The 24,838-nt window shown below is 62.8% G+C and carries 21 protein-coding genes, 2 tRNA genes and 2 riboswitches; of the genes, 11 read left to right on the forward strand and 12 right to left on the reverse strand.

What is annotated here, in order from left to right:
• The first annotated feature begins 218 nt into the window (after positions 1 to 218).
• Positions 219 to 665, forward strand: coding sequence for an iron-sulfur cluster assembly scaffold protein (locus AC5XE7_RS16715; RefSeq protein ID WP_183829289.1), 447 nt, complete (start codon positions 219 to 221; stop codon positions 663 to 665).
• Positions 666 to 719: 54 nt separating this feature from the next.
• Here AC5XE7_RS16715 and AC5XE7_RS16720 read toward each other — a convergent pair whose 3' ends face one another.
• A complete protein-coding gene (locus tag AC5XE7_RS16720) occupies positions 720 to 1,769 on the reverse strand; it encodes an LLM class flavin-dependent oxidoreductase (RefSeq protein WP_495366901.1) in 1,050 nt (349 codons plus the stop codon).
• A gap of 189 nt (positions 1,770 to 1,958) precedes the next feature.
• On the opposite strand from AC5XE7_RS16720, the gene yidD reads away from it, so the two are divergent.
• The 3 genes from yidD to thrS all read left to right on the forward strand — a co-directional run bounded on the left by yidD (position 1,959) and on the right by thrS (position 5,821).
• Positions 1,959 to 2,321: a membrane protein insertion efficiency factor YidD gene (gene yidD / locus AC5XE7_RS16725; protein ID WP_495366902.1), complete on the forward strand. Its 363-nt coding sequence runs from the start codon at positions 1,959 to 1,961 to the stop codon at positions 2,319 to 2,321.
• Between the two features lie 163 nt (positions 2,322 to 2,484).
• Complete coding sequence (locus AC5XE7_RS16730; RefSeq protein WP_495366903.1) at positions 2,485 to 3,690, forward strand: serine hydrolase; 1,206 nt, start codon at positions 2,485 to 2,487, stop codon at positions 3,688 to 3,690.
• A gap of 142 nt (positions 3,691 to 3,832) precedes the next feature.
• Complete coding sequence (thrS, locus tag AC5XE7_RS16735; protein ID WP_495366904.1) at positions 3,833 to 5,821, forward strand: threonine--tRNA ligase; 1,989 nt, start codon at positions 3,833 to 3,835, stop codon at positions 5,819 to 5,821.
• A 72-nt stretch (positions 5,822 to 5,893) separates the two neighbouring features.
• Here the strand turns inward: thrS and AC5XE7_RS16740 are convergent, their stop codons facing one another.
• Both AC5XE7_RS16740 and AC5XE7_RS16745 read right to left on the reverse strand, forming a co-directional pair.
• Entirely contained in the window at positions 5,894 to 6,373 is a 480-nt protein-coding gene (locus AC5XE7_RS16740) for a 6,7-dimethyl-8-ribityllumazine synthase (RefSeq protein WP_495366905.1), read from the reverse strand.
• Between the two features lie 79 nt (positions 6,374 to 6,452).
• A riboswitch (FMN riboswitch) is annotated at positions 6,453 to 6,620 on the reverse strand.
• Positions 6,621 to 6,670: 50 nt separating this feature from the next.
• On the reverse strand, positions 6,671 to 7,630 hold the full coding sequence (locus AC5XE7_RS16745; protein ID WP_425291497.1) for an RgsD C-terminal domain-containing protein: 960 nt from the start codon (positions 7,628 to 7,630) through the stop codon (positions 6,671 to 6,673).
• 149 nt (positions 7,631 to 7,779) lie between these two features.
• Here AC5XE7_RS16745 and AC5XE7_RS16750 point away from each other — a divergent pair, with 149 nt between their 5' ends.
• The gene (locus tag AC5XE7_RS16750) at positions 7,780 to 8,364 is read left to right on the forward strand and encodes a nitroreductase family protein (RefSeq protein ID WP_495366906.1); all 585 of its coding nucleotides are present in this window, start codon (positions 7,780 to 7,782) and stop codon (positions 8,362 to 8,364) included.
• A 105-nt stretch (positions 8,365 to 8,469) separates the two neighbouring features.
• Here the strand turns inward: AC5XE7_RS16750 and AC5XE7_RS16755 are convergent, their stop codons facing one another.
• The gene (locus AC5XE7_RS16755; protein ID WP_495366907.1) at positions 8,470 to 9,351 is read right to left on the reverse strand and encodes an HpcH/HpaI aldolase/citrate lyase family protein; all 882 of its coding nucleotides are present in this window, start codon (positions 9,349 to 9,351) and stop codon (positions 8,470 to 8,472) included.
• Positions 9,351 to 9,803 carry a MaoC family dehydratase gene (locus AC5XE7_RS16760; RefSeq protein ID WP_183829312.1) on the reverse strand — a complete coding sequence of 151 codons (453 nt, stop codon included), beginning with the start codon at positions 9,801 to 9,803 and terminating at the stop codon, positions 9,351 to 9,353. Before AC5XE7_RS16760 ends, AC5XE7_RS16755 begins: the two co-directional genes overlap by 1 nt.
• Before the next feature lie 147 nt (positions 9,804 to 9,950).
• Here AC5XE7_RS16760 and AC5XE7_RS16765 point away from each other — a divergent pair, with 147 nt between their 5' ends.
• Positions 9,951 to 11,075, forward strand: a complete 1,125-nt coding sequence (locus AC5XE7_RS16765) for a DUF2336 domain-containing protein (protein WP_495366908.1) — start codon at positions 9,951 to 9,953, stop codon at positions 11,073 to 11,075.
• Between the two features lie 2 nt (positions 11,076 to 11,077).
• Here the strand turns inward: AC5XE7_RS16765 and AC5XE7_RS16770 are convergent, their stop codons facing one another.
• The 6 genes from AC5XE7_RS16770 to AC5XE7_RS16795 form a co-directional block, all read right to left on the reverse strand.
• Positions 11,078 to 13,117: an FUSC family protein gene (locus AC5XE7_RS16770; protein ID WP_495366909.1), complete on the reverse strand. Its 2,040-nt coding sequence runs from the start codon at positions 13,115 to 13,117 to the stop codon at positions 11,078 to 11,080.
• A 6-nt stretch (positions 13,118 to 13,123) separates the two neighbouring features.
• Complete coding sequence (gene parE / locus AC5XE7_RS16775) at positions 13,124 to 15,226, reverse strand: DNA topoisomerase IV subunit B (protein ID WP_495366910.1); 2,103 nt, start codon at positions 15,224 to 15,226, stop codon at positions 13,124 to 13,126.
• A 232-nt stretch (positions 15,227 to 15,458) separates the two neighbouring features.
• Complete coding sequence (gene gcvP / locus AC5XE7_RS16780; RefSeq protein WP_495366911.1) at positions 15,459 to 18,266, reverse strand: aminomethyl-transferring glycine dehydrogenase; 2,808 nt, start codon at positions 18,264 to 18,266, stop codon at positions 15,459 to 15,461.
• A gap of 12 nt (positions 18,267 to 18,278) precedes the next feature.
• The gene (gene gcvH, locus AC5XE7_RS16785) at positions 18,279 to 18,647 is read right to left on the reverse strand and encodes a glycine cleavage system protein GcvH (protein ID WP_183829327.1); all 369 of its coding nucleotides are present in this window, start codon (positions 18,645 to 18,647) and stop codon (positions 18,279 to 18,281) included.
• 5 nt (positions 18,648 to 18,652) lie between these two features.
• Entirely contained in the window at positions 18,653 to 19,753 is a 1,101-nt protein-coding gene (gcvT, locus tag AC5XE7_RS16790; RefSeq protein ID WP_495366912.1) for a glycine cleavage system aminomethyltransferase GcvT, read from the reverse strand.
• Positions 19,754 to 19,903: 150 nt separating this feature from the next.
• A riboswitch (glycine riboswitch) is annotated at positions 19,904 to 19,991 on the reverse strand.
• A 296-nt stretch (positions 19,992 to 20,287) separates the two neighbouring features.
• A tRNA-Asn gene (locus AC5XE7_RS16795) sits at positions 20,288 to 20,362 on the reverse strand.
• A 242-nt stretch (positions 20,363 to 20,604) separates the two neighbouring features.
• On the opposite strand from AC5XE7_RS16795, the gene AC5XE7_RS16800 reads away from it, so the two are divergent.
• Together AC5XE7_RS16800 and AC5XE7_RS16805 are read left to right on the forward strand one after the other, a co-directional pair.
• Complete coding sequence (locus tag AC5XE7_RS16800; RefSeq protein WP_183829333.1) at positions 20,605 to 20,871, forward strand: hypothetical protein; 267 nt, start codon at positions 20,605 to 20,607, stop codon at positions 20,869 to 20,871.
• A gap of 29 nt (positions 20,872 to 20,900) precedes the next feature.
• Positions 20,901 to 21,497, forward strand: coding sequence for an IMPACT family protein (locus AC5XE7_RS16805; RefSeq protein WP_495366913.1), 597 nt, complete (start codon positions 20,901 to 20,903; stop codon positions 21,495 to 21,497).
• Between the two features lie 87 nt (positions 21,498 to 21,584).
• Here AC5XE7_RS16805 and AC5XE7_RS16810 read toward each other — a convergent pair whose 3' ends face one another.
• Positions 21,585 to 22,103, reverse strand: a complete 519-nt coding sequence (locus AC5XE7_RS16810) for a hypothetical protein (protein WP_495366914.1) — start codon at positions 22,101 to 22,103, stop codon at positions 21,585 to 21,587.
• A gap of 317 nt (positions 22,104 to 22,420) precedes the next feature.
• Here AC5XE7_RS16810 and AC5XE7_RS16815 point away from each other — a divergent pair.
• The 3 genes from AC5XE7_RS16815 to AC5XE7_RS16825 all read left to right on the forward strand — a co-directional run bounded on the left by AC5XE7_RS16815 (position 22,421) and on the right by AC5XE7_RS16825 (position 24,805).
• Positions 22,421 to 22,494, forward strand: a tRNA-Cys gene (locus AC5XE7_RS16815).
• Between the two features lie 92 nt (positions 22,495 to 22,586).
• Positions 22,587 to 23,255 (forward strand): protein-L-isoaspartate O-methyltransferase family protein, encoded by a 669-nt coding sequence (locus AC5XE7_RS16820; RefSeq protein ID WP_495366936.1) that lies wholly within the window; start codon positions 22,587 to 22,589, stop codon positions 23,253 to 23,255.
• 167 nt (positions 23,256 to 23,422) lie between these two features.
• The gene (locus AC5XE7_RS16825; RefSeq protein WP_495366915.1) at positions 23,423 to 24,805 is read left to right on the forward strand and encodes a TolC family outer membrane protein; all 1,383 of its coding nucleotides are present in this window, start codon (positions 23,423 to 23,425) and stop codon (positions 24,803 to 24,805) included.
• The last annotated feature ends 33 nt before the right edge of the window (positions 24,806 to 24,838 follow it).

A 24,838-nucleotide genomic window follows, 5' to 3' on the forward strand; every position in this document is an offset into this window, starting at 1 on the left:
CGTAGTTCCCCTCGGTGGAGGAACGAGTTGAACGGACCACAGCCTGTTACGGGATCGCTTGAAAGCCCGCATGCGGCGTGACTGGGTTCCGGAAGCATAGACGCGCAAAGGCAGCTTGCCGTTCCCGGAACCTCATCATTATATATGGAGCAAGGGCCACGATTGAAAGTGTGGATAAGGCAATCGCCGTCCATTTGATGGCGAGGAACCGGAAAATCATGATCGACGACGTCTACAACAAGAAAATTCTGGCTTTTGCCGGAAATATCGAGCGCATCGGGCGGCTGGAAAATCCTGACGCAACTGCGAAAGCACATTCCAAACTGTGCGGCTCGACGGTTGTTGTCGATTTGTCCATGCGTGACGGCATCGTCACCGATTATGCGCATGATGTGAAGGCCTGCGCGCTCGGTCAGGCGTCCTCTTCGATCATGGCGCAGCATGTCGTCGGCGCGAACGCGCAGGAACTGCGCGACCTGCGTGAGACCATGCTGAAAATGCTCAAGGAAGAAGGGGCTGCGCCGCAGGGGCGTTTCGACGACCTGAAATATCTGGAGCCGGTGCGCGACTACAAGGCGCGCCATGCCTCCACCATGCTGGTGTTCGACGCCGTGGTCGACTGCATCGATCAGATCGAAAAGGCGAAGGCCGGAGAAGCGGCATGAGAAGCGGCATGAAAAAATCCCCCTCCCGGTCACGGGAGGGGGATTTTCATAAGGTCATTCCGCCAGCAGTTCGCGAACCATGGGAATGACCCGCGTCCCGTAAAGTTCGATCGAACGCATCATCTTCCCGTGCTCCATCGGACCTGACGAATATTTCAGGTCGAACCGCTGGGCGCCGAGCGCCTTGACGGTGGAGGCGATCTTCTTTGCCACCGTTTCCGGGGAGCCGACATAGAGCGAGCCCATATCGGCCTCCGAATTGAAGGCGGCGATCGTCACCGGCCCCCAGCCGCGCTCGCCGCCGATGCGGTCGTGCATCTTCTTGTAGCTCGGCCACAGTTCCTCGCGCGCCTGCTCGTCCGTCTCGGCGATGTGGCCGGGCGAATGCACGCCGATGGGCAGCGCAGGTGCGTTGAGCTGCGAGAGCGCATCGCGGTAGAGATCCGCATAGGGTTTGAAGCGCTTCGGATCGCCACCGATGATGGCGAGCATCAGCGGCAACTGGTAGCGGGCGGCGCGGATCACCGATTCCGGGCTGCCTCCAACGCCGATCCAGGTCTTCAGCGTGCCATGCTCGATGGGCGGATAAACGTGCTGTTCCTGGAGGGGCGGACGCACCGAGCCCTGCCACGTCACCGGCCCACCTTTGATCAAAGCCGCAAACAGGTCCAGCTTTTCGGTGAACAGCGTCTCGTAATCGGAGAGCTTGAAGCCGAACAGCGGGAAGGATTCGGTGAACGAGCCCCGCCCGAGAATGACCTCGGCGCGGCCGTTGGAGATCGCGTCCACCGTCGAGAAGCGCTGGAACACGCGGATCGGATCGTCCGAACTCAGAACGGTGACAGCCGAGCCAAGCCGGATTCGTTCCGTGCGCGCGGCGATACCGGCCAGCACCACTTCGGGTGCGGAGACGGCAAAGTCATCCCGGTGATGTTCGCCAACGCCGATGAAGTCGACTTTGGTCTGATCGGCAAGAACCGCCTGATCGATCAGGTTGCGGATCACCTGCGCCTGCGGCAGCAGGGTTCCGTCATCGGCGAAGGTGACGTCGCCGAACGTGTCCACTCCGAGCTCTATGATCTGCGGTTCAGTGATGTCGGGCATAGCGGCCTCCTGTCCGGCCTGTTGCCGGGCGTTGTGTTGCGCCGAAGATAGTCAGGCCCGACCGTCCATTCAAATGGCTGGGGGCGGCAACGCAGTGTTCACTTATCCTTGACGCCGCGCCCTTGAAACATTGCAAAGCCCGCCCGGAAACCGCATCTGTCTGGACGAGCAATCAGCCGGGACAAAAGCGTGACAGACGGGCACAATCATGCACCGCAGGCCTGCAGGGCAGGCCGCAACTGGGCCGGGGCATGGCGCAAAACGCCGGGCCGCGTGCTGGGCACGTCTCTGGTGCGCCTCTATCAGCTCACGCTGTCGGGTTTCATCGGCAACACCTGCCGGCATCTGCCGACCTGTTCCGAATATGCCTATGAGGCGATCGCCCGCCATGGCCTGTGGGCTGGCGGCTGGATGGGCCTGTTCCGCTTTCTGCGCTGCGGGCCGGGCGGAACGCGCGGCATCGACAACGTGCCTGAGCAGCTCGGACAGCGCTTTCGCTGGTTCCTGCCGTGGCGGTATCGCGAGATCGGCAGAAAACGTGGCTGTGGATAGCTTGCAGATCGTGTCGCCGGATGGGCAATCGTTAAAACTTTCCTCATTATTTGTTAGCAAAAATTTACCATGGTGAGGGTGGAACGGCTTCGGCTTTTTCGATCCCGAGCCTTACATTTTGCCGCGATATTTTTCAGAAATGCGATTCGTTCGAGGGGACTTGATGCAGGCTTTTCGTGCTGGGCGGGGTGTCCGCAATTTTCTTGCGGCCCTGTTTGCCGCTGGCTCCATCGTGTTGGGCGCTGGTGCGGCACTCGCAGAAACCTCGTGGGCGGTCTTCGACGTGGACAGCGGCGTTTTCGTCGGCGAGGACGGTGGCAGCCGCATCCAGCCGCCGGCTTCTCTGGCCAAGATGATGACGCTCTACATCACCTTCGAGGCGATCCGCGATGGCCGTCTGCGCTGGGAGGACCGCGTCACCGTATCGCGCAACGCTTCCATCAAGATCCCCACCAAGCTGTGGGTGAAACCCGGCGACACGATCAGCGTGCGCGAAGCCGTGGACGGTATGATCGTCGTCTCCGCAAATGATGCTGCGGCTGCCATCGGCGAGCATCTGGCCGGCTCTGAGGTTCAGTTCGGCCGCCTGATGACGCAGCGCGCCCGGCAGATCGGCATGAAGGATACGGCCTTCACCAACCCGTCGGGGCTGACGGATGGCCTGAAACAGACCACGACCGCGCGCGACATGGCTCTGCTCGGCCTTGCCCTGCAGCGGGATTTTCCGAAGGAATATCGCCTGTTTGCGCAGCCGTCTTTCGTGTTTCGCGGCAAGCTGCGCAGGGGCCACAACAACCTCATGTATCGCTATGGCGGCGTTGATGGCATCAAGACCGGCTACACCGATGCAGCCGGCTACAACCTCGCAAGCTCCCTCAACCTCAACGGCCATCGCCTGATCGGCGTCGTGCTGGGCGGAAAGACGGCCCGTGCGCGCGACAACCAGATGGCGACGCTGCTGACACGCTTCAGCAACGGTGAAACCGTCGAAGCGCCTCTGGTGGCGATGAATGTGCCGGTGCCGACGCCAAGGCCGGCGGTGGAAATTGCCATGCATATGCCCGAGATGCACATGCCTGAAATCGAGCAGGGTGACGGCGGCTTTCCGGTACCTTCCCTGACCGGCTGGCAGATTCAGGTCGCGGCGCTGCCCAGCCGGGGCGCGGCACAGGAGCTTCTGGACAAGGTCGGGTCGCTGGTGCGCACGGTCCATACGGGAGCTCTTGCGCAGATCGAAACCACATCCCGCAACGGCCGCACGCTTTATCGCGCCCGCTTCGAGGGCTTCGAGGATCAGGCAGCCGCCACCCGCGCCTGCGCGATGCTGAAGAGCAACCGGCACGACTGCATCACCATCGAAGTTCCCTGAACCGGGCGGCGGCGGATCGCGGGATGCCGCGATGCTTCGCCGCCTTTACTCAGGCCGGAACAGGCACTATCAGACCGGCTCGGCATTCAAGCCGCATCAAACCCACCCGCGCTCGTTTGCGGGACTGGATAGGAGAACACCCGTGTCGAATACCGTTTCCCTCACATTTCCCGATGGCTCGTCGCGCGAGTATGACGCCGCGACGACCGGTGCTGCACTTGCGGAATCCATCTCGAAGTCGCTGGCCAAGAAGGCCGTCGCCTACACTTTCGACGGCACCCTGCGCGATCTGTCCGATCCGCTGGGCGGGTCCGGCAAGGTCGAGATCGTCACCCGCGACGATCCCCGCGCGCTGGAACTGATTCGCCACGACGCCGCGCACGTTCTGGCCGAGGCCGTGCAGGAACTGTGGCCGGGCACGCAGGTGACCATAGGTCCGGTAATCGACAACGGTTTCTACTACGACTTCGCCCGCAACGAGCCTTTCACGCCGGACGATTTCGCGGCCATCGAAAAGAAGATGCGCGAGATCATTCAGCGCAACAAGCCTTTCACAAAGGAAGTCTGGTCGCGCGAGAAGGCGAAGCAGGTGTTCCGCGACAAGGGCGAGGCCTACAAGGTCGAACTGGTCGAGGCGATCCCCGAGGATCAGGACCTGAAGATCTATTATCAGGGCGACTGGTTCGATCTTTGTCGCGGCCCGCACATGGCCTCCACCGGCCAGATCGGCAACGCCTTCAAGCTGATGAAGGTTGCCGGCGCCTACTGGCGCGGCGATGCCAACAACCCGATGCTGACGCGCATCTACGGCACCGCATGGGCGACGCAGGAACAGCTCGAGCAGTATCTGCACATGCTGGAAGAGGCCGAGAAGCGCGACCATCGCCGCCTTGGCCGCGAAATGGACCTGTTCCACTTCCAGGAGGAAGGGCCGGGCGTCGTCTTCTGGCACGCCAAGGGCTGGAAGATGTTCCAGAACCTCATCGCCTATATGCGCCGCCGCCTCGGCGACGATTATCAGGAGGTGAACGCCCCGCAGGTGCTCGACAAGAGCCTGTGGGAGACTTCTGGTCACTGGGGCTGGTATCAGGAGAACATGTTCGCGGTGAAGTCGGCCCACGCCTTCACCCATCCGGACGACCCGGATGCCGATCAGCGCGTGTTTGCGCTGAAGCCGATGAACTGCCCCGGCCATGTGCAGATATTCAAGCATGGCCTGAAATCCTACCGCGACCTGCCGATCCGGCTTGCGGAGTTCGGAAATGTGCATCGCTATGAAGCGTCCGGGGCCTTGCATGGTCTGATGCGCGTGCGCGCATTCACGCAGGATGATGCGCATATCTTCTGCACCGAGGATCAGCTTGAAGCGGAAATCCTCAAGATCAACGACCTGATGATGTCGGTGTACAAGGATTTCGGCTTCGAGGAAGTGGTGGTGAAACTCGCCACGCGGCCGGAAAAGCGCGTCGGCACCGATGCGGCATGGGACCATGCCGAGGACATCCTGCGCCGCGCGCTGGCGCGCATGGCGCGTGAGGACAACCGTATCAAGATTGGCATCAACGAAGGCGAGGGCACCTTCTACGGGCCGAAGTTCGAGTACACGCTGAGGGATGCTATCGGCCGCGAATGGCAGTGCGGCACCACGCAGGTGGACTTCAACCTGCCGGAGCGCTTCGGCGCGTTCTACATCGGCGCGGATTCGGAGAAGAAGCAGCCGGTGATGGTGCATCGCGCCATCTGCGGTTCGCTGGAACGCTTCCTCGGCATTCTCATCGAAAGCCATGCCGGCCAGATGCCGCTGTGGTTCGCGCCCTTGCAGGTGGTGGTGGCGACGATCACCTCCGATGCCGACGACTATGTGAAGCAGGTGGTGGCGAAGCTGAAGGCCGCCGGCCTGTCTGCCGAAGCCGATCTGCGCAACGAGAAGATCAATTACAAGGTGCGTGAGCACAGCCTGGCGAAAGTGCCGGTCATCCTCGTCTGCGGCAAGCGCGAGGCCGAGGAGGGTTCGGTCAACATGCGCCGCCTCGGTTCCCGCGACCAGCAGTCGATGACACTGGACGAGGCGATCACGGCGCTTGTCGACGAGGCGACCCCGCCAGACCTCAAGCGCGCCCGCGCAGGCTGATCAGGCTGGGCTCGTGGACACGAAAAACGGCGGCGGAGCAATCCGCCGCCGTTTTCATTTCGATGAATGAATTCAGGCAGCGGCAGCCAGCTGCGCGCGGGTCCTGCCAATGATCAGCGCCGCCTCCGCCGCCTCACGGCCCTTCTTGACGAAGTGCTCGGAAAAGATGCGGTTGTGGTGCTCGGTTTCCTGATAGTGGTGTGGGGTAAGCGACACCGACAGCACGGGAACACCGGAATCCATGCCGGCGCGCATCAGTCCGTCGACAACCGCCTGCGCGACGAAATCGTGCCGGTAGATGCCACCATCCACCACAAGCGCGGCCGCCGCGACAGCCGCGTAGCGGCCAGTCTGCGCAAGATCACGGGCGAGCAGCGGCATCTCGAATGCGCCGGGAACGTCGAAGACATCGACCTGTTCGGCGGGAATGAGCTGGGTGAATCCTTCCAGCGCGCGATCGACGATGTCACTGTGCCAGTTGGCCTTGATGAAGGCATAGCGCGCGGAACGGGAAAAAGAAGGGTGAGCTACTTCTGATCGGGCTTGTGTCATGGCGATCTCCTTTCAGCAACAGACACGTCACCCAAGGCGATCACATGAAGGCACTTCGCCCGCATAGTCGGCGGTGCCCACATGTCCTCTTCCATCCGGACTGTAACCGTCGGCTCAGGCATCGCACCTGATCTGCTGACCTTTCCCCACAGGCCGGAGAAGATGGCTGGGAGGAAAGCGCTCGCGGGCTCGCAGGCTAAGCCTGCATACCGCCGGTGGGGAGTCTCACCCCGCCCTGAGAACGCTGTATTTGTGTCATGGGAGGAAAACTGTTGCAACCTTGAAAGTGGTGAACAGTCAGTCCGCGGCTTCGGGGTCCACCGCCGAGGCTTCGGACGCCACCACCTCGATCTCGCGGTTGCGACCCGGTTCCACCTTGAAATCCGTCTGGTAGATGCGGTCGCGGTTCTTGGCGATCACCGTATAGTCGCCATCGGCCAGAACCATCGGCGCGAAGGCCCCGACGCTTTCCTTGACCTGTTCGCCCGCCTCGTTCAGGACCGACCACGACGTATCGGCAATGGCCTCGCCACCGGCTTCACGCACCAGCTTCAGCGTGACTTCGGCGGCATGGTGCTCCACGGTTGCCTCGGTGAGCTTGCCGGCCTCGACCCTTATGTCGGAGCGGATGATGGCGTTCACCGAACCGTAGGTCGAAACGATGTGGTAGGTGCCGGAATTCAGCCGGACCACGGTGTTCGGCTGCACGTTGGGCAGGATCAGCGGGCGTTCGCCCGGGCTGTCGCCATCGCCCTCATAGATGGCAAAGCGCAGTTTTGCCGGCGGAATGCGCCCGCCGCCTACGGCTACAGCGTCAAGCTTGAGGCCGCCCGCATCGAGAACGAAGCTCTCGCGCTGGGGCTGCCTGCCCACGGAAATGCGCTTGGTGGCGCCCGCCCGGCCATAGGAGGCGTGGACCAGATAGCTGCCCGGTTCGAGCTCGAACGAGGTGGTGCCGCCCTGCGCCGAGGCGATCAGCGGCAGTTTGCCATCTGCATCCGGCTCGGGCCTGAAAACACGCCACACCATGCCGCGGGAGATGTCCTCTCCGCCTTCGGTGAGATGCGCGCTGAGGGTAACGTTTCCGTCCGGGACGGCAAGCTGGGCGTCGCTGTGCGGCGTCGCATAGCTGGAAATGCCGGGGAGCTTGAGTTCGCCGATGCCGTCATCGTCCTGTGCCCCGGATGGCACGGACATGGCCATGCCGAGCGCGGCGGCCAACATGATCGGGGAAAGACGGCGAACCGCTGCAAACATACCTTGCCTTGAACCGCAAGCTGGTGGCAATTTCAAGGCCCGACAGCATCCGTGTGGACGGATGCCTCCATTTTCCGGCAATGCCCGGGCAGATCGCAAGATCGGGCGCCCCAGCCGCCGGTCCCAATCCCACCGGAGGATGCGTGCCGATGAACGAGACGATCATGGACTTCCTGCTGACCAGAACCTCGGTTCCGGTTCAGGACCTGAAGGCTCCCGGTCCCGACGATGCCCAGATCGCGAAGATCATCGCGGCGGCTTCCCGCGTGCCGGATCACGGCAAGCTGGCGCCGTGGCGCTTCATCATCTATCGCGGCGAAGCGCGTGAGGAGGTCGGGCGCCGGCTGGTGGCTCTTGCCGAAGAGCTGGAAGGCCCGCTGCCGGAAGGGCGACGCATGAAGGAGCAGACGCGGTTTTCGCGCGCGCCCGTCGTGATCGGCGTGGTCTCGACGCCAAAACATCACCCGTCGATACCCGACTGGGAGAAATTCCTCTCGGGCGGCATGGCGGCGATGAATCTGATGATCGCGGCCAATGCGCTGGGCTTCGGCACCAATCTCATCACCAACTGGTATTCCGATAGTCCCGAAGGCCGGGCGGTGCTGGGGCTGGCGCCCGACGAGCGCGTCGTCGGCTTCGTCCACATAGGAACTTTCGAGGGGCCAGTACAGGACCGTCCGCGTCCCGACCCGGCAACGCTTTATGCGGATTACACCGGCCCCTGGCAGGGATGATCATGCTAAAAGCATGATCCTGAAAAGTGGTAACCGGTTTTCGGAAAAGATCATGCTCAATAAAAGGGAGAGCGTGATGGCGATTCAGGGAAAAGTCATCGCGCTCTAGCTGGTCACACCCGCGGCCCGTGCCCGTGCCAGAAGGCGCTCGGCGAGGCGCAGGTGAGGGCGGTCGTACATCTTGCCGCCGATGCCCACCACGCCCGGATTTCCGGCGGCTTCGAACGCCGCCACAACGGCTTGCGAATGCTCGATGGCCTCGGCTGATGGCGTGAAGGCGGCGTTGATGACGGGAACCTGTGCTGGATGGATCGCCATCTTGGCGGTGAACCCGTCGCGCTCGGCTTCAAGGCATTCGGCTTCCAGCCCGGCCAGATCGCGGAAATCAGGATACACGCTGTCGATGGCCGTGGTTTCGGCAGCCGATGCCGCAAGCAGGGTGACGGTGCGGGCAAGCCTGAACACGTCCGTATAGCGCCCGTCCGCATCGCGTGCCGAACGCGCGCCTATGGCTGCCGACAGATCCTCGGAACCCCATGTCAGCCCGGCAAGGCGTGTGCTTGCGCCGGCATAGGTAGCACCCGTGAACAGCGAGGCAGCCGTCTCCGTCACAATGGCGATGATGCCGATGCCGCCATCCGGCAGCCCATTTTGCGCTTCATGCACGCGCAGCTTTGCGGAAAGCTGCTGCACGTCCGCGCCGCTGGTCGATTTGGGCAGCATGATGCCGTGCGGGCGCGCGTCCGCCACTGCGGCGAGATCGCCATCGGTGAGGCCGGTCGAAAGATCGTTGACGCGCACATAGACGGCAGGCTTTCCGCCTGACTGGCGTGCGGAAAGGAAATCGGCGGCGATGCGGCGCGCGTTTTCCTTGTTGGCCGGAGCGACGGAGTCCTCAAGGTCGACGATCACCACATCGGCCCCGGATGAAAAGCCTTTCTCCAGCTTCTTTTCCGAATCGCCGGGAACGAACAGAAGCGAGCGCATCAGGCCGGTCTCTTCAGCATCATGGCCTGCCGCAGGCATTTCGCCACCAGAACGTCGTTCTGGTTGTAGGCCCTGTGTTCCATCTCCACGATGCCGCGATCAGGCTTGGATTTCGATTCACGCACCGAGACGACGGTGGTTTCCACCCGCACCGTATCGCCATGGAACAGCGGGTGCGGGAACACCGTGTCCGTCATGCCGAGATTGCCGATGGTGGTGCCAACGGTAAGGTCGTTCACCGCGATGCCGATCATCAGGCCGAGCGTGAACAGGGAATTGACCAGCGGCTTGCCCCATTCGGTCTTCGAGGCGAAGTCGAAATCGATATGCAGTGGCTGGGGATTCAGCGTCATCACCGAAAACAGCATGTTGTCGCTTTCGGTGACGGTCTTGCGCAGTGTGTGGCGAAAGACGTGTCCGACTTCGAATTCCTCAAGATAAAGACCGGCCATTGCATTCTCCTCTTCGTGCTTTCTGATAGGGCGCTGCCGCATGTCCCGCAAGCGTTGCCTTCACGCTGAAACATGGTGAACGCTTTATTAAGCCATCGAATCTATCCTGCGTTGCATGGCCGGGGCTGGCCTGGTGGGGCAGGGCATATGATAGTTGTTTCGCATTTCCTGAAGTGGATCTGCACTGCGAAGGTCTCGGAACGCGCGGCCGCGGCCGCGGCTCTTGCCCATGCCTATGTCAACAATACGCTGCCTTTCGAGGACCGCTGCGCGGCCGAGGCGGCGCTGACGCTGCTGCTCGACGATCCGTCCTCCAAGGTGCGGCAGGCCATGGCCGAGGCGCTTTCCATGAGCCGGCATGCGCCGGTTCAGGTCATTGCCACCCTTGCCGCCGACCAGCCGGAAGTGGCGGCCCTCGTCGTTGCCCGCTCGCCGCTTTTGACGGATGCCGATCTCATCGACCGGGTTGCTGCGGGAACCCTCGCCACCCAGAAGCTGGTGGCAGACCGCCCCTTCGTGTCGATGCAGGTGGCTGCCGCAATCGCAGAGATCGGCGAGGCGGACGCCTGCGTTATGCTGCTTAAAAACTGCGGGGCGGATATTGCCTCGCTGAGCTTTCGCCGCATGACGGAACGTTTCGGCCATCTGGGGCCGGTGCGTGAGGCGCTCGTTGGCGATGTGCGGCTGCCTGCGGATTGCCGCCACACGCTGCTGGTCAGGCTTGGCGAAACGCTGAAGGGATCGCCGCTGGTGCAGGCGCTGATGGGTGCTGCGCGTGCCGACCGCCTGCTGCGCGATGCCTGCACAAAGGCGTCGCTGACGCTGATAGAGGCAACCAATGCCGATGAACATGAGGCGCTGGCCGAGCATCTGCGCCTGCGCGGCGATCTGACGGCTTCCTTCCTCATTCGCACGGTTGCCCATGGCAAGATCGATTTCTTCGGCCGGGCGCTGGTGGTTCTGACCCGCCGCAGCGAGCAGCGCGTGGCCTCCCTGCTGGCCGCCGGCAACGACGTTGCCCTGCGTGCCTTGCTGGCAAGTGCCGGCCTTGCCGATGCCACCCATGCCATCATCCTGCGCGCGCTGAGAATCTGGCGCGAGGTCGCCAACGGCAAGCGAGTCGCCGGCGTTCAGGAGGTAAGCTGGCTGATGCTGAAGGAGCTCGGCGGGCAGGGAGCGCAGGGCGATCTCGCCACGCTGGTGAAATCCATCCACCTCGATGCGCTGCGCGAAAATGCGCGTGGCCACGCCCTCGCCATAGCCGCTGCCTGAATTCAGGCCCTGCGACTGAAGAAGGCCGGGTGATCCTCGATCGCCGCCGCGATAACGCGCATGGAGGCGGCGGCCTGCAAGGCCTCGGCGTTGCCGGAAGCTGCGATCCGGCCGGCTGTCCGGCGAGCGTCGGCAACCGTTCCTGCCCATGACGAGCCGGCAGGCTTCACCAAAAGCCCGCGCGCCACCTGGCGCAGGAAATCACCTGCCTCTTTCTTGTCTGCTGCCGTCAGCCCGCTGCCCAGCATGGAAATGCGCAGGCGCAGCACCGAAAGGCCGGCCGTCACCGCCGCCACGCTGCCGGCGATGAGCGCCTCGCCTTCCTTTCCTCTTCCCTGCAACAGGGGCATCAACTGGCTTATCCGGTCGTAGGCGAGGCTTTCGAAAGCGGATCGCTTTGCGATGCGCTCATGCAGGCACAGGCGCGCCAGATCCTCACGCATGACGCGCACTATGCCTTCGGCCGTGCGGCGCGGATTGGCGGGAAGCACGGTGAGGAATACGCCGATCGCCAGCAGGATGCCGATCAGTATCGAGCCGGAACCGGCAAGAAACTCCGCCGGGTCGTAGCTCATGAGCTGGTGCGGGCTCAGGAAGGCGAGGAAATTGATCGCAAATGCGGTCGCGACGCCGGTCAGGCGCGGATTGGCCATGGCAAGTGCCGCCGGCACCAGTATCGGCACGACGAACAGCGCGAACCAGAAAAATCCGGGAAAGGCGGGCAGGAGCACCTGTCCGACCACGAATGCGAAGGGCAGGGCAAGAAGAGTGCCCTTGAAGAAACCCCATGCGACCTTGACCGGAAACGGCCGCGCCGCGAACAGGCTGGCCACGACGGCGACGATGACGACGATGCCCGCCGCGCTCGACCATTGCGTTTCCAGCCAGAAGGCCGCGACCAGCGCCGTGGCCACCATGGCGCGGATGGCGTTGCGCCGTGCCGCATCGTGGTCGCGGTGAATGACGAGAGCCGGCTGCCGGCGCAGGCTTTTCTGCCGGTCCGGCTCGTGGCGCAGCATGTCCAGACCGCGCAAGGCGCCTTTCAGCGCGTGGACGAACTCCCGCACCAGCGCCAGCCGCGAAGCCGTGGCAACGGGATCGTCCCCATCCGTGGATCTCGCCATCGCCGCCATGGCTGCGATCTCGTCGAGGCGCGCGATGAAGGGGGCTGTATCGTCAAGGGCGCCGGGCGCGGCCAGATCGTCGATCAGCGATTTCAGTGCGTCGCGTATGGGTTGCAGCGCCTCGTTGTCCGGCAGCGAGTGCTGCCGCAGCATCCGGGCCGCCGAAATGGCGGACAGCAGATGGCCGATGGCGCGCCGCACGGAATGGGCGCGGCTGGCGCGTCCGGGCATTTCCAGCCGCGCATAGGCGCGCATTTCGCTGAGCGCCTGTATGTCCGTCACCAGCTTTCGGTGAACGGGCCGCAGCGTCGAAATGTCGGCGCCTGAAAAGGCCCCGCGCGCATAAGTGGCAAGGTCACTGATGCAGCCAGCCAGCCGGGTTCCCATGGCTTCCGAAGCCAGTTGCGGCAGCATGAGCCGGCTGCTGATGCCGGCGCATAAGATGCCGATGACGATCTCGCCGCAGCGCGCCAGGGCCAGATCGTGAAGCAGATGCGGTTCGGCAAAGCCGGGCAAGCCGATGATGATCGCCGTATAGCCGGCGAGGGCGGCACCATAGGCTTCCGGATTGCGCAACAGCGAGGCGAACCAGGTGCAGATCCCTATCCACAGTGACAGCACGGCGAGGAACAGCCAGGCATGGCCGCCAAACAACGGCACCATGACGAGCGCTGCAAGTGCGCCCGCCAGCGTTCCGATCAGCCGGTAGAAGCTTTTGGCCAGCACCATGCCGGCAACGGGCTGGGCGACGATGAACACCGTCATCATGGCCCAATGCGGATGCTCCAGCCGCAGGGCATAGGCCACAAACAGCGCGACAAGACCGGCAAGCGTGGTGCGAAGTGCGAAAACCCAGTCGCCGCGCGTCGGACGCATCAGGCCTGCAAGCGTGTCCCTGAGCCGGTTCATCGCTCGCATAAAGGATCAGATGTCCAGCGCGTCGGCCTCGGCGAATTCGGCACGCTCGGTGATGAAGCGGAAACGTGCTTCCGGCTTTGTGCCCATCAGCGCATCCACCGCATCGCGGGTTGCTGCTTCCTCATCGATCACATCGACACGCAGAAGCGTGCGCTTCTTCGGGTCCATGGTGGTTTCCTTGAGCTGATGCGCCATCATCTCGCCAAGGCCCTTGAAGCGGCCGATCTCGATCTTGCCGCGCCCGGTGAACTGGGTGCGCAGCAATTCGTCCTTGTGGGCGTCGTCGCGCGCATAGGCGACCTTGCCGCCCTGCCGGATCGAATAGAGCGGAGGCACCGCCATGTAGAGATGCCCGCCATGTATGAGCTGCGGCATCTCCTGATAGAAGAAGGTGATGAGCAGCGAGGCGATGTGCGCGCCGTCGACGTCGGCGTCGGTCATGATGATGACGCGGTCGTAGCGAAGGTCCTGATCGCGATATTTCGAGCGCGTGCCGCAGCCCAGCGCCTGGACCAGGTCGGAAATCGTCTGGTTGGCGGTGAGCTTGTCGTGACCGGCGCTGGCGACGTTGAGGATCTTGCCGCGCAGCGGCAGGACGGCCTGCGTGGCGCGGTCGCGCGCCTGCTTGGCGGAGCCACCGGCCGAGTCACCCTCGACGATGAACAGTTCTGCACCTGCGGCGGCATTCTGGGTGCAGTCGGCCAGCTTGCCGGGCAGACGCAGCTTGCGCACGGCGGTCTTGCGCGACACCTCGCGCTCCTGACGGCGGCGAACGCGCTCGTCGGCGCGCTGGATCACCCAGTCGAGCAGCTTCGAGGCTTCCTGCGGGTTGTCTGCCAGCCAGTGGTCGAACGGATCGCGGATAGCGCTTTCGACGATGCGCACGGCTTCGACCGTCGCAAGGCGATCCTTGGTCTGGCCGACGAATTCCGGTTCGCGGATGAATACGGACAGCATGCCGGCGGCCGAAATCATCACGTCTTCCGACGTCACCACCGAGGCGCGCTTGTTGCCGACCAGATCGGCATAAGCGCGCAGGCCGCGCAGCAGCACGTTCCGCAGTCCGGTTTCATGCGTGCCGCCTTCACCGGTCGGAATGGTGTTGCAGTAGGAGTTTAGGAAGCCGTCGCCGCCATACCAGGTCACGGCCCATTCGACGGAGCCATGACCACCCTGACGCTCGGTTTTGCCGGCGAAGATTTCGCGCGTGACCTGAAAATCGCCGCCCAGCGAGGCGGCCAGATAATCCTTGAGACCGCCCGGATAGTGGAACTCGGCCTTCGGGGGCGTGGTGTCCTTCTCGCCGATCAGCAGGGGATCGCAGTTCCAGCGGATCTCGACGCCGCCGAAAAGATAGGCCTTGGAGCGCGCCATCTTGTAGAGGCGCGCCGGATCGAACTTCGCGCCCTTGCCGAAAATCTGATCGTCCGGCTTGAAGCGGATCTTCGTCCCGCGCCGGTTGTGGATGTCGCCCAGATGTTCGAGATCGCCAAGCGGCTTGCCGCGCGAGAAACGCTGCCGATAGAGCTTGCGCCCGCGCGCAATCTCGACTTCCAGTTCCTCAGACAGGGCGTTGACGACGGAGACGCCGACGCCATGCAGGCCGCCCGAGGTTTCATAGACCTTGGAATCGAATTTGCCGCCGGAGTGCAGCGTGGTCATGATGACCTCGATGGCGGGGCGGTTGTATTTCGGGTGCAGATCGACGGGAATGCCGCGGCCATTATCGGTCACGGTCAGAAAACCGTCGGCGGAAAGCTCCACCTCGATGAAGGTGGCGTGGCCGGCAACGGCCTCGTCCATCGAGTTGTCGATGACTTCGGCAAACAGATGATGCAGCGCCTTTTCGTCGGTGCCGCCGATATACATGCCGGGCCGACGCCGCACCGGCTCCAGCCCTTCCAGAACTTCGATGTCGGCCGCGCTGTATCCGTCGCCGATTGGCGCAGGCGCGGAAGGCACAGGCTTCGGCGGCGGAGAGGCTACCGGAGCAGCAGCCGTTGCCGCCTTGCGGGCCGCTTCCACAAGCGGATCGGCCGGGCGTGCAGGTGCGCGCACCGGCTGCGGCTTGTCATCGATGCGGGCGAAAAGATCGTTGCTGTCGTCCATGCGGGTCCGTGAGCGGAGGCTGCGAATCACCGGTTAGTCTGCCACGCTTTGGGGGCAAGCGCGACCAAGGTTCCGGTTCTGTTCAGGATCGTTTCCACGCAATACAGAGGATTGGCGCGGGGAGCAAGGGCCGGACGGTTCCAAACGCTGTGTTGAAAAGCCAGACACTGCCCTGAAAAGCAGGAGGCCGGCATTTTGCGCCGGCCTCTGCCATGTTTTCTACCGAATCGGCTTATTCGGCCGCGTCGCTGTATTCGGACACGGGCGGGCAGGAGCAGATCAGGTTGCGATCGCCGGCCACGTTGTCGATGCGCGACACCGGCGGCCAGTATTTGACGATGCTGTCGGCATTTTCAGCCGGGTAGGCGGCTTCCATGCGCGAATAAGGATGCGTCCACTCGCCGACCAGAACCTCGGATGCCGTGTGCGGCGCATTGACCAGCGGGTTGTCATCGGCCGGCCATACGCCCTTTTCCACCTTGGCGGCTTCGTCCGCGATGGCGATCAGTGCTTCGCACAGACGATCCACTTCGGCCTTCGGCTCGGATTCCGTCGGCTCCACCATCAGCGTTCCGGCAACCGGGAACGACATGGTGGGAGCGTGGAAGCCGTAGTCGATCAGGCGCTTGGCGATGTCGTCGACGGTGATGCCGGAACGGTCCTTGAGCACGCGCGTGTCGAGGATGCACTCATGCGCCACGCGTCCGCCACGGCCCCGGTAGAGCACCGAGAAGTGGTTGCCGAGCCGCGCCACCAGATAGTTGGCCGACAGGATGGCAATCTCCGTCGCTTTCTTCAGGGTGGGGCCCATCATGCGGATATACATCCATGTGATGGGCAGGATCGATGCGCTGCCGAAGGGGGCTGCCGAAACCGCATGAGCGGAGCCTTCCGCAACATGGCCCGGCAGGTGCGGAGCCAGATGCGACTTGACGCCGATCGGCCCGACGCCCGGGCCACCGCCGCCATGCGGGATGCAGAAGGTCTTGTGCAGGTTCATGTGGCAGACGTCGGCGCCGATGTCGCCGGGGCGAGCGAGACCGACCAGCGCATTGAGGTTGGCGCCGTCGAAATAGACCTGACCACCATGCGCGTGCACGATGTTGCAGATGTCCTTGGCGCCTTCCTCGAACACGCCATGCGTGGACGGGTAGGTGAACATCAGCGCCGCCAGATTGGCGCCGTGCTGTTCGGCCTTGGCCTTCAGGTCGTCGATGTCGATATTGCCGTCATCGGTGCAGCGCACCACCACAACGCTCATGCCGGCCATCGCGGCCGAAGCCGGGTTGGTGCCATGCGCGGAGGAGGGGATAAGGCAGATGTTGCGGTGCCCTTCGCCGCGCGACTTGTGATAACCGCGAATGGCGAGCAGGCCCGCATATTCGCCCTGACTGCCGGCATTGGGCTGCAGGGTGACGGCATCGAAGCCGGTAATCTCGGCCAGCCAGCTTTCGAGCTCCGTGATCATGTCGCGGAAGCCGAGCGTATGTGCCTTCGGGGCGAAGGGATGCAGGTTGGCGATGTTCGGCCAGCTCACCGGCATCATTTCCGCCGCCGCATTGAGCTTCATCGTGCAGGAGCCGAGCGGGATCATGGCGCGGTCGAGCGCCAGATCCTTGTCGCCCAACCGGCGCAGATAGCGCATCATGTCGGTTTCGGAGCGGTTTTCGTGGAACACCGGCTGGGTGAGGAATTCCCCGCCGCGCGGCTTGCCGGGCAGGCTGTCCGAAGCGGCGGCCGTGGCCTTGGCGCCGAACAGCGCGGCAATGGCTTCGAGATCGGCCTCCGTGGAGGTTTCATCGAAGGCGATGCCAACATGGTCGGCATCGATGACGCGCAGCAGACGGCCGCCTTTTTCGGCTTCATCGGCAATGGCCTGCGCCTTGCCTTTTACCTCGGCCGTGACGCTATCGAAGCGGCTGGCGCCAAGCACCTTTACACCTGCGGCGGTCAGCCCTGCGGCCAGTCCGTTGGCGAGCCTGTGGATGCGGGTGGCGATAGCCTTCAGGCCGGACGGACCGTGCCAGATGGCATAGGCGGTGGCCATATTGGCGAGCAGGGCCTGCGCGGTGCAGATGTTGGAGGTCGCCTTATCGCGGCGGATGTGCTGCTCGCGCGTCTGCAGCGCGAGGCGGAAGCCGGGACGGCCATGCGCATCGACTGACTGGCCGACGAGCCGGCCCGGCATCAGGCGGGTGAGTTTTTCCGACACGGCGCAATAGGCCGCATGGGGACCGCCAAAGCCCATCGGCACGCCGAAGCGCTGCATGGAGCCGACGGCTATGTCCGCGCCGAGGCTTGCCGACGAACTGGTGACCGTCAGCGACAGCGGATCGGAAATGAAGATGACCAGCGCGCCGGCTGCCTTCGCCTTCTCGATCGCCGCCTTGTGGTCGCCATAGACGCCATTGGCGTCCGGCCATGAAACGACGAGTGCGGCGGTGTTGTCGTCGATCGTGTCGCCGTCGATCACGATGTCCAGCGGCTCGGCGCGGGTGTGCAGAACATCGAGCGTCTGCGGCAGCGGCACGCCGGCGAGCGCAATTTTGCTGCGCTTGTCGCGATGATGACGCACGGCAATGCCGACGGCCTCGGCGGCAGCCGTGGCTTCATCGAGCAGCGAGGCGGACGCCACCGGCAGACCGGTCAGTTCCGACACCAGCGTCTGGAAATTGAACAGCATTTCCAGACGTCCCTGGCTGATCTCGGCCTGATAGGGCGTATACGCCGTGTACCAGGCCGGATTCTCGAACATGTTGCGCTGAATGACCGGCGGCACCTGAACGCCATGATAGCCTGCGCCGATGAAGCTCTTCATGACGATGTTGCGCGACATGGTTACCGAGAGTTCGGCAAGCGCTTCGGCTTCGCTGGCCGGAGCCGGCAGGGCGAGGGCGCGATCAAGGCGGATCGACTTCGGAACAGCCTGATCGATCAGTTCATCGACCGAAGCGACGCCGATGCGGGCGAGCATGGCGCGCACATCGTCATCGCCGGGGCCGATATGGCGATCCGTGAAAGTAAAGGGTGCCGTGGTCATTGTCTTGTCCTGTCAGCCGATATGGGCGTTGTAGGCCGCTTCATCCATGAGACCGTCGAGCTGGCTCGTGTCGGAAAGCTTCATCTTCCACAGCCAGCCGTCGCCGGTGGCGGCGGAATTCACCAGTGCCGGGTCTGAGGAAAGAGCCTCGTTGGCTTCGGTCACTTCGCCATCGACGGGGGCATAGACGTCCGACGCCGCCTTGACGGATTCCACCACGACGGCCGTGTCGCCCTTGCTCAGGCTCTTGCCGGTCTCAGGCAGTTCGACGAAGACCAGGTCCCCAAGCTGCTCCTGCGCATAGTCGGTGATGCCGACGGTCGCCACATCGCCCTCGACGCGCAGCCATTCGTGGTCTTCGGTGTAATAGGTCGTTGCCATGAGAATTATCCTTTGCGGTAGCGATGCGGTGTGAAGGGCAGGGCATGTATGTCGACCGGCACTTTCGTGCCACGCACATCGGCATACAGCCTGTTACCAACGGCTGCCTGAGTGGCGGGCACATAGCCCATTGCGACCGGATGTCCGGCCGAAGGACCGAAACCACCCGAGGTGATGCGGCCGGCGGGATTGCCGTCCGTATCGAAGAGGGAAGCGCCGGCGCGCACCGGCTGGCGCCCTTCCGGCTTGAGACCGACGCGCTTTTCTGAAGCGCCGCGGGCAATCAGGTCGCGCAACGCGTCTGCGCCCACGAACCGGCCTTCGGCGCGCACGCTCTTCGGCACGGCCCACATCAGCGCCGCATCCACCGGATTGGTGTCGGGCGTGATGTCGTTGCCATGCAGGCACAGACCAGCTTCGAGGCGAAGGCTGTCGCGGGCGGCAAGGCCCACCCACATCACGCGCTCGTCGGCGAACAGTTTTTCGAGCAGTTCGCGGGCGTCCTTTTCCGGAAGGCCAATCTCGAAGCCGTCTTCGCCGGTATATCCCGAGCGTGTCAGGAACCAGCCGTCGCGAGGTTCGATCCCGTGCATGAAGAGGAGCGCGCCGGTTTCGACGCCGGCCTTGTTGAGGGCGGCTTCGGCTTCGGGACCCTGAATGGCGAGGAAGACGCGATCGAGCGGATCGATGGTGACGTCGAGCCCTTCAGTGAGGCTGCGCAGATGCGCCTCATCCTGTGCCGCATTGCCGGCATTGGCCACCAGCATGAAGCGGTCATCACCAAGACGGGTGACGATCACGTCGTCGAGGACGCCGGCGGCATCGTTGAGCAGGAAGGAATATTTGGACTGAAGCAGCGGCAGCGCCACAGAATCGAGTGGACACGCACGCTCCAGCAGAGCGCCGGCACCGCTGCCGGAAAGCTCGATCAGCTTCATGTGCGAGATATCGAACACGCCGACATGTTCGCGCGTATGCAGATGCTCTTTCATGACGCCGGCCGGATAGGTCAGCGGCATGGACCAGCCGGCAAAGGCGCCAAAGCGCGCTCCGGCCTGTTTGTGCAGATCTTCAAGGGGTAGGTGCTTGTCTTCAGGGCCTGCCATAACTTCTCCAGAACAACACGAAACCGGCCGCAACGGCGACCATTCGTGCCCCTCTGTCTGAAGCCTGAGAGACTCGTGCAACCGGAACTCTGTCGGCGGCACTTACACCTTCGGCGCGAGGCAGCAATGCCTCGACTTTCCAGAGTGTCGTTCCTGCTTACGGTTCTTTTGCCTGAGAGATTTCGGGCGATTTCCCCTTCGGCGGCAGCTTTGCGCTGCTCTCTCCCGCAAACAGTTGAAGCCCTTGTGAGGCCCCCCGACGCCCGAATGCATAGACTAGTCGTGCAGACTTGTCACCTGTGTCGCGGATGGTCGCAGAAGATTGTTTTCGGCATCGGCCGATGCTGGCCGGATGCCGTTCTCAACGTATCAGGGAGGCGAGGGCAGGTTGACAATTGTAGCATCGGTATAATGCGACAGCATATGTGCTGATCCGCAGCCGGCAGATCACAGGCTCAAACATGCCCGGACAGGCACCAAGCAAAGCATACCAGATAATCGAAGGGATAATTCACATGCCTTTGCCACTTGAAGTGGCTCCCCGGGACGGATTCGAACCATCGACCAACCGGTTAACAGCCGGTTGCTCTACCGCTGAGCTACCGGGGAACAGCAGGCTCTTGCGTGAACGAGGCAGCCTATAGCAAACCCTTTTCGGCTTTGCAAAGAAGCATTTCGCTTTTTTTACACCATTTTCACAGACCTGCTCGAAATGTCGCAGGCCTGTGGCCATATTGACCCCACAGCCAGCCGTCAGGAGCCGGAGGTTAAGAGTAGAAACATGGGCTGAACCACGGATTTGCCGAGATATCGTGTTGCCGGATACGCATCTGAACGGTGCATGGAGAAGTATGATTCAGGACGATTCCTCAAACGGTTGTGAAGAGACGCGCCGCAAGATCACTTTGCTGGGCAAGGAGTTTACCTTGCCGCGGTCGCGCCGTGCGCGCATCGCCATCGGCATAAGTCTGATGGTGCTCGGCTGTTTCGGCTTCCTGCCGGTGCTGGGCTTCTGGATGATTCCGCTCGGGCTTCTGATACTCTCCTATGAATTCGCCCGTGTGCGCCGCTGGCGCAGACGCGCCGCCGTATGGTGGGAGCGTCGCCGCCGCCGCTAAGGCGTTCGCTTTCATGATACATGGGGGACATGAGCAAGCTTTTTACACTTATCGACACGGTATCCGCGCGGCTCGAAGTCAAAAAGAGCCGGTTTGTCGCCGTGGCAGGGCCCGTCGCCGATGAAGCTGCGGCTAGAGCCTTTATAGATATGCATGCCGAACGCACCGCAAATCACAATTGCTGGGCGTGGCGTGTGGGGCAGAACTACCGTTTCAACGATGACGGAGAGCCCAGCGGGACGGCGGGAAAACCGATCTTGCAGGCCATTGACGGTCAGTCGCTAGACAATGTGGCGGTGGTGGTCACGCGCTGGTTCGGCGGCGTGCTGCTTGGAAGCGGTGGGCTGATCCGTGCCTATGGCGGAACGGCGGCGTCATGTCTGCATGAGGCTGCTAGAAAACCGCTGGTGGAAACCTTGTCAGCCACTGTCGCCTGCGGATTCAGCGATCTGTCGCTTGTGCAGTCGAGGCTGGAGGCTGTGCCGGATGCGAAGCTTCACGCACCCCGGTTCAATGAGAGCGGGGCCGAGCTTTGCTTCGATGTGCCGAAGGATGCGGCATTTGACATAGAGCGCCTGCTTGCCGACCTGACCGCAGGTCGCGCGCGTGTTCAATGGAGTGGGTAGCCGGGGGAGTGGACAGCTGGGGAGTGGATAGCCGGAAGGAGCGCTGTCCTGCGGGAGACTTGTTCCTTCCGGCTGACTGCGGCGTTGTCAGCTGTCGCGTTTTGCCTGTGCAATCGCACCGGCCTTGCGCTGGCGGCCGAGTTCCATGGGTCTGATCAGGTTCTTGGGCCGCTGGGACGCCGCATTGCGCATGCCCTGATGGGCGTGCCGCGTGTTGAGAGGCACTCCCTGATCCGTGGAAGCCTGCTTGAGCTGGAGTGCCTTGCGCGCCAGCTCGGCTTGCGAGACCTGCGCGGCCATGCGCTCGCGCCGTGTGCGTTCTGCATTCAGACGGCGTACTGCCTGCGAAAGCACTTCCTGCTTCGTGCTGTTGCCAGCCGCGGATGTTGCCGCTTCCGCGCCTTTGGCGGTTGCCTTGCCGCGCATCTCCCGCCGGCGTCGCTGGACTTCTCCCTGCGCCTTGTCCCGCCGTTCGCGCAACAGCTTGATATGGTGGGAGAGATCCTTATCCGAAAGCTCCTGCAATGCAGGATGGCGGGTATTGGCTACAAGCTCCTGCTCGGCCTTATCCAGTGCCCGTTCTTCCTCTTTGCGGCTAATGGCCATGATATCTCCTTCTGTCTTTAACGCCTCAGCTAACCATACCCGCCGGCTATTGCAAAACCGCCGCATGAGGTGAGGTGAACCGGCAAGACAAACGTGCCGGAGGGCGAGGCGGTTCCATTCCTGCGGGATAATCACGATTGCCCTGAAATGGCTCGAAGGGGGGATTGCGCTTTCGGTGACATTTTCCAGCGTGATGCCGGCGCACCGAAGACGGCTCTTCAGAATGAAGCAAGGAAAACATTGAGAATGACGGAGAGCGGCTTGACTGGGAAATGGGGCTAACCTATTGAGGCCGCTGGAACGCTTGCACAGCGTGGGGCCTCGTGGCGGAGTGGTTACGCAGAGGACTGCAAATCCTTGCACCCCGGTTCGATTCCGGGCGAGGCCTCCAGTTTTTCAGGGCATCCTGCCGCATTCGGCAGGATTTGTTCGTTCCAACGTACTGAAAGCGCGCAGTGCGCGCCAGAGCGGGGCAGCTTGCACATGAGCGCTGATTTTACCGAACGCCGCGTCAAAATGGTCGACGGACAGATTCGCACGACCGATGTGACCAATGTTCCGCTGTTAGAGGCCTTCCTTTCGGTTCCGCGCGAACTGTTTGTCGACGAGTCGGTTCGCGAGCTGGCCTATATCGACGAGGATATCCGCATCGCCGACGGTGATGGCGGTGCCCGCTTCCTCATGGAACCTTCGCCGCTCGCCCGTCTTCTCCAGGCAGCCGAAATCAGAAACAGCGATTCGGTCCTCGATGTGGGGTGCGGCACCGGCTACTCATCGGCAATTCTTTCGCAGGTCGCCGCCTCTGTAACCGCGCTGGAAAGCGATCCGGAACTGGCCGGCAAGGCGCGCGAGACGCTGGGGGCGCTCGGTTGCGGGAATGTTTCCGTGGTGGAAGGCCCGCTTCGTGATGGCTGGAAAAGCGCCGCGCCTTATGATGTAATCGTATTGCAGGGCAGCATTGACGAGCTTCCGGAGCAGTTGCAGGTGCAGCTTGCCGAGGGTGGCCGGCTGGTTGCCGTGGAGGGCAGGGGCAATGCGGGCGTCGCCCGTATCTTCCTGAATACCAATGGTGTTGTAACCGGCAGACGTGCCTTCAATGCGGCAATTAGGCCACTACCGGGATTCGAACGCAGCAGAGTTTTCGAGTTCTGAATGGATTTAACTTGCAGCCGAAGCCTAGGCATGATGGCTTGGCGCCTGAACCGAATCTGATGCGGGCCGTGAGGGTCGTATCTGCGGTGTGTATGAGCGTAAGGGCGCAACAAGCCTGAACCGGATTTCAGTTGCGTCGTCATTGATTTGTAAAGTTGAGGGTCGACGTGCAGTCCTTTAGCAAGACCGTTTTTGCCGCCCTTTTGATCACAGCAACGGCTTTGTCGCCGGTTGCAGCTTCGGCTGAAACTATCACCGGAGCGTTATCAAAAGCTTACCGCAACAACTCCCAGCTTAATTCTGCGCGCGCCGGCGTTCGCGTGACCGATGAGGACGTGGCCATCGCCAAGTCCGGATACCGGCCGAACGTCGTGGGCTCTGCCAGCATCGACTACACGGAAAGGCGGCGCAACGACATGTCGACCCGCCTGACCTCGGGAAGCTTCGGCGTTCAGGTCAATCAGATGCTGTTCGATGGCTTTCAGACCAAGAACACCGTCGCTGCGGCCGAAGCGCGGGTTCGCGCCTCGCAGGAAAGCCTGCGCAACACGGAAGAGAACATCCTGTACAGTGCCGCACAGGCATATATGAACGTCATTCACGACCGTCAGGTCGCAGCTCTCACACAACAGAATCTGGAATTCCTCAACGAGCAGACACGTGCCGCACGTTCGCGCCTTGAGGTCGGCGAGGGCACCCGCACCGACGTCGCGCAGGCTGATGCGGCGCGGTCGAACGCGGAGGCCCAGCTCAGCGCCGCCCGCGCGCAGGCCCTGTCCAGTGCGGCTGCCTACCGGCAGCTGATCGGTGAGGAGCCGGGACAGCTTAAGGCCGCCGTACCGCTGGCCAGGCAGCTGCCACGCAGCCTCGACGCAGCGGTTGCCGTCGCTTCCCAGGAGCATCCGGCGATCATCGCAACCAGCCATCTCGTCGATGCCGCCGCTTTTGGCGTGAAAGCCGCTGAAGGAGCCTTGTTGCCGTCGGTGACTGCATCCGCCGGCATTTCGCGCAACTACAGCCACACCTCTCCCGGTGGCATCAGCAATACCGACGGATATTCCAACGCCGCCAACATTGGCGCTACGCTTTCTGTGCCGATCTATCAGGGTGGCCGCACATCCGCTCAGGTGCGCAAGTCCAAGGAACAGCTCGGTCAGGCCCGTATCGAGGTCGATGTCAGCCGCGATCAGGTGCGGCAGGCGATCACCGCAGCCTGGACAGGCTATACCGCCGCGCAGGAAGCCGTTGCCGCCAATCGCACCGTGGTGAGCGCCGCCCAGCTCGCCCTGAACGGCGTTATCGAAGAGCGCAATGTCGGCCAGCGGACCACGCTGGAGGTTCTGGATTCGCAGCGCGACGTGATCAACGCCAAGATCAACCTTGCCAGTGCGGAGCGCGATGTCGTTCTCGCCAGCTATGCCATTCTTCAGGCCATGGGCAGGCTGTCGGTCGAGCGTCTGGGCCTGCAGGTCACCAAGTACCAGCCGGAAGAGCATTACAATGCGGTCAAGGACAAGTGGTTCGGCCTGCGCACGCCGGATGGCCGCTGACGCGTTCCGGGCTTTTTGAGCTTCAGAGAAAAG

The sequence above is a fragment of the Aquamicrobium sp. YD-1-mutant5 genome (assembly GCF_059509755.1).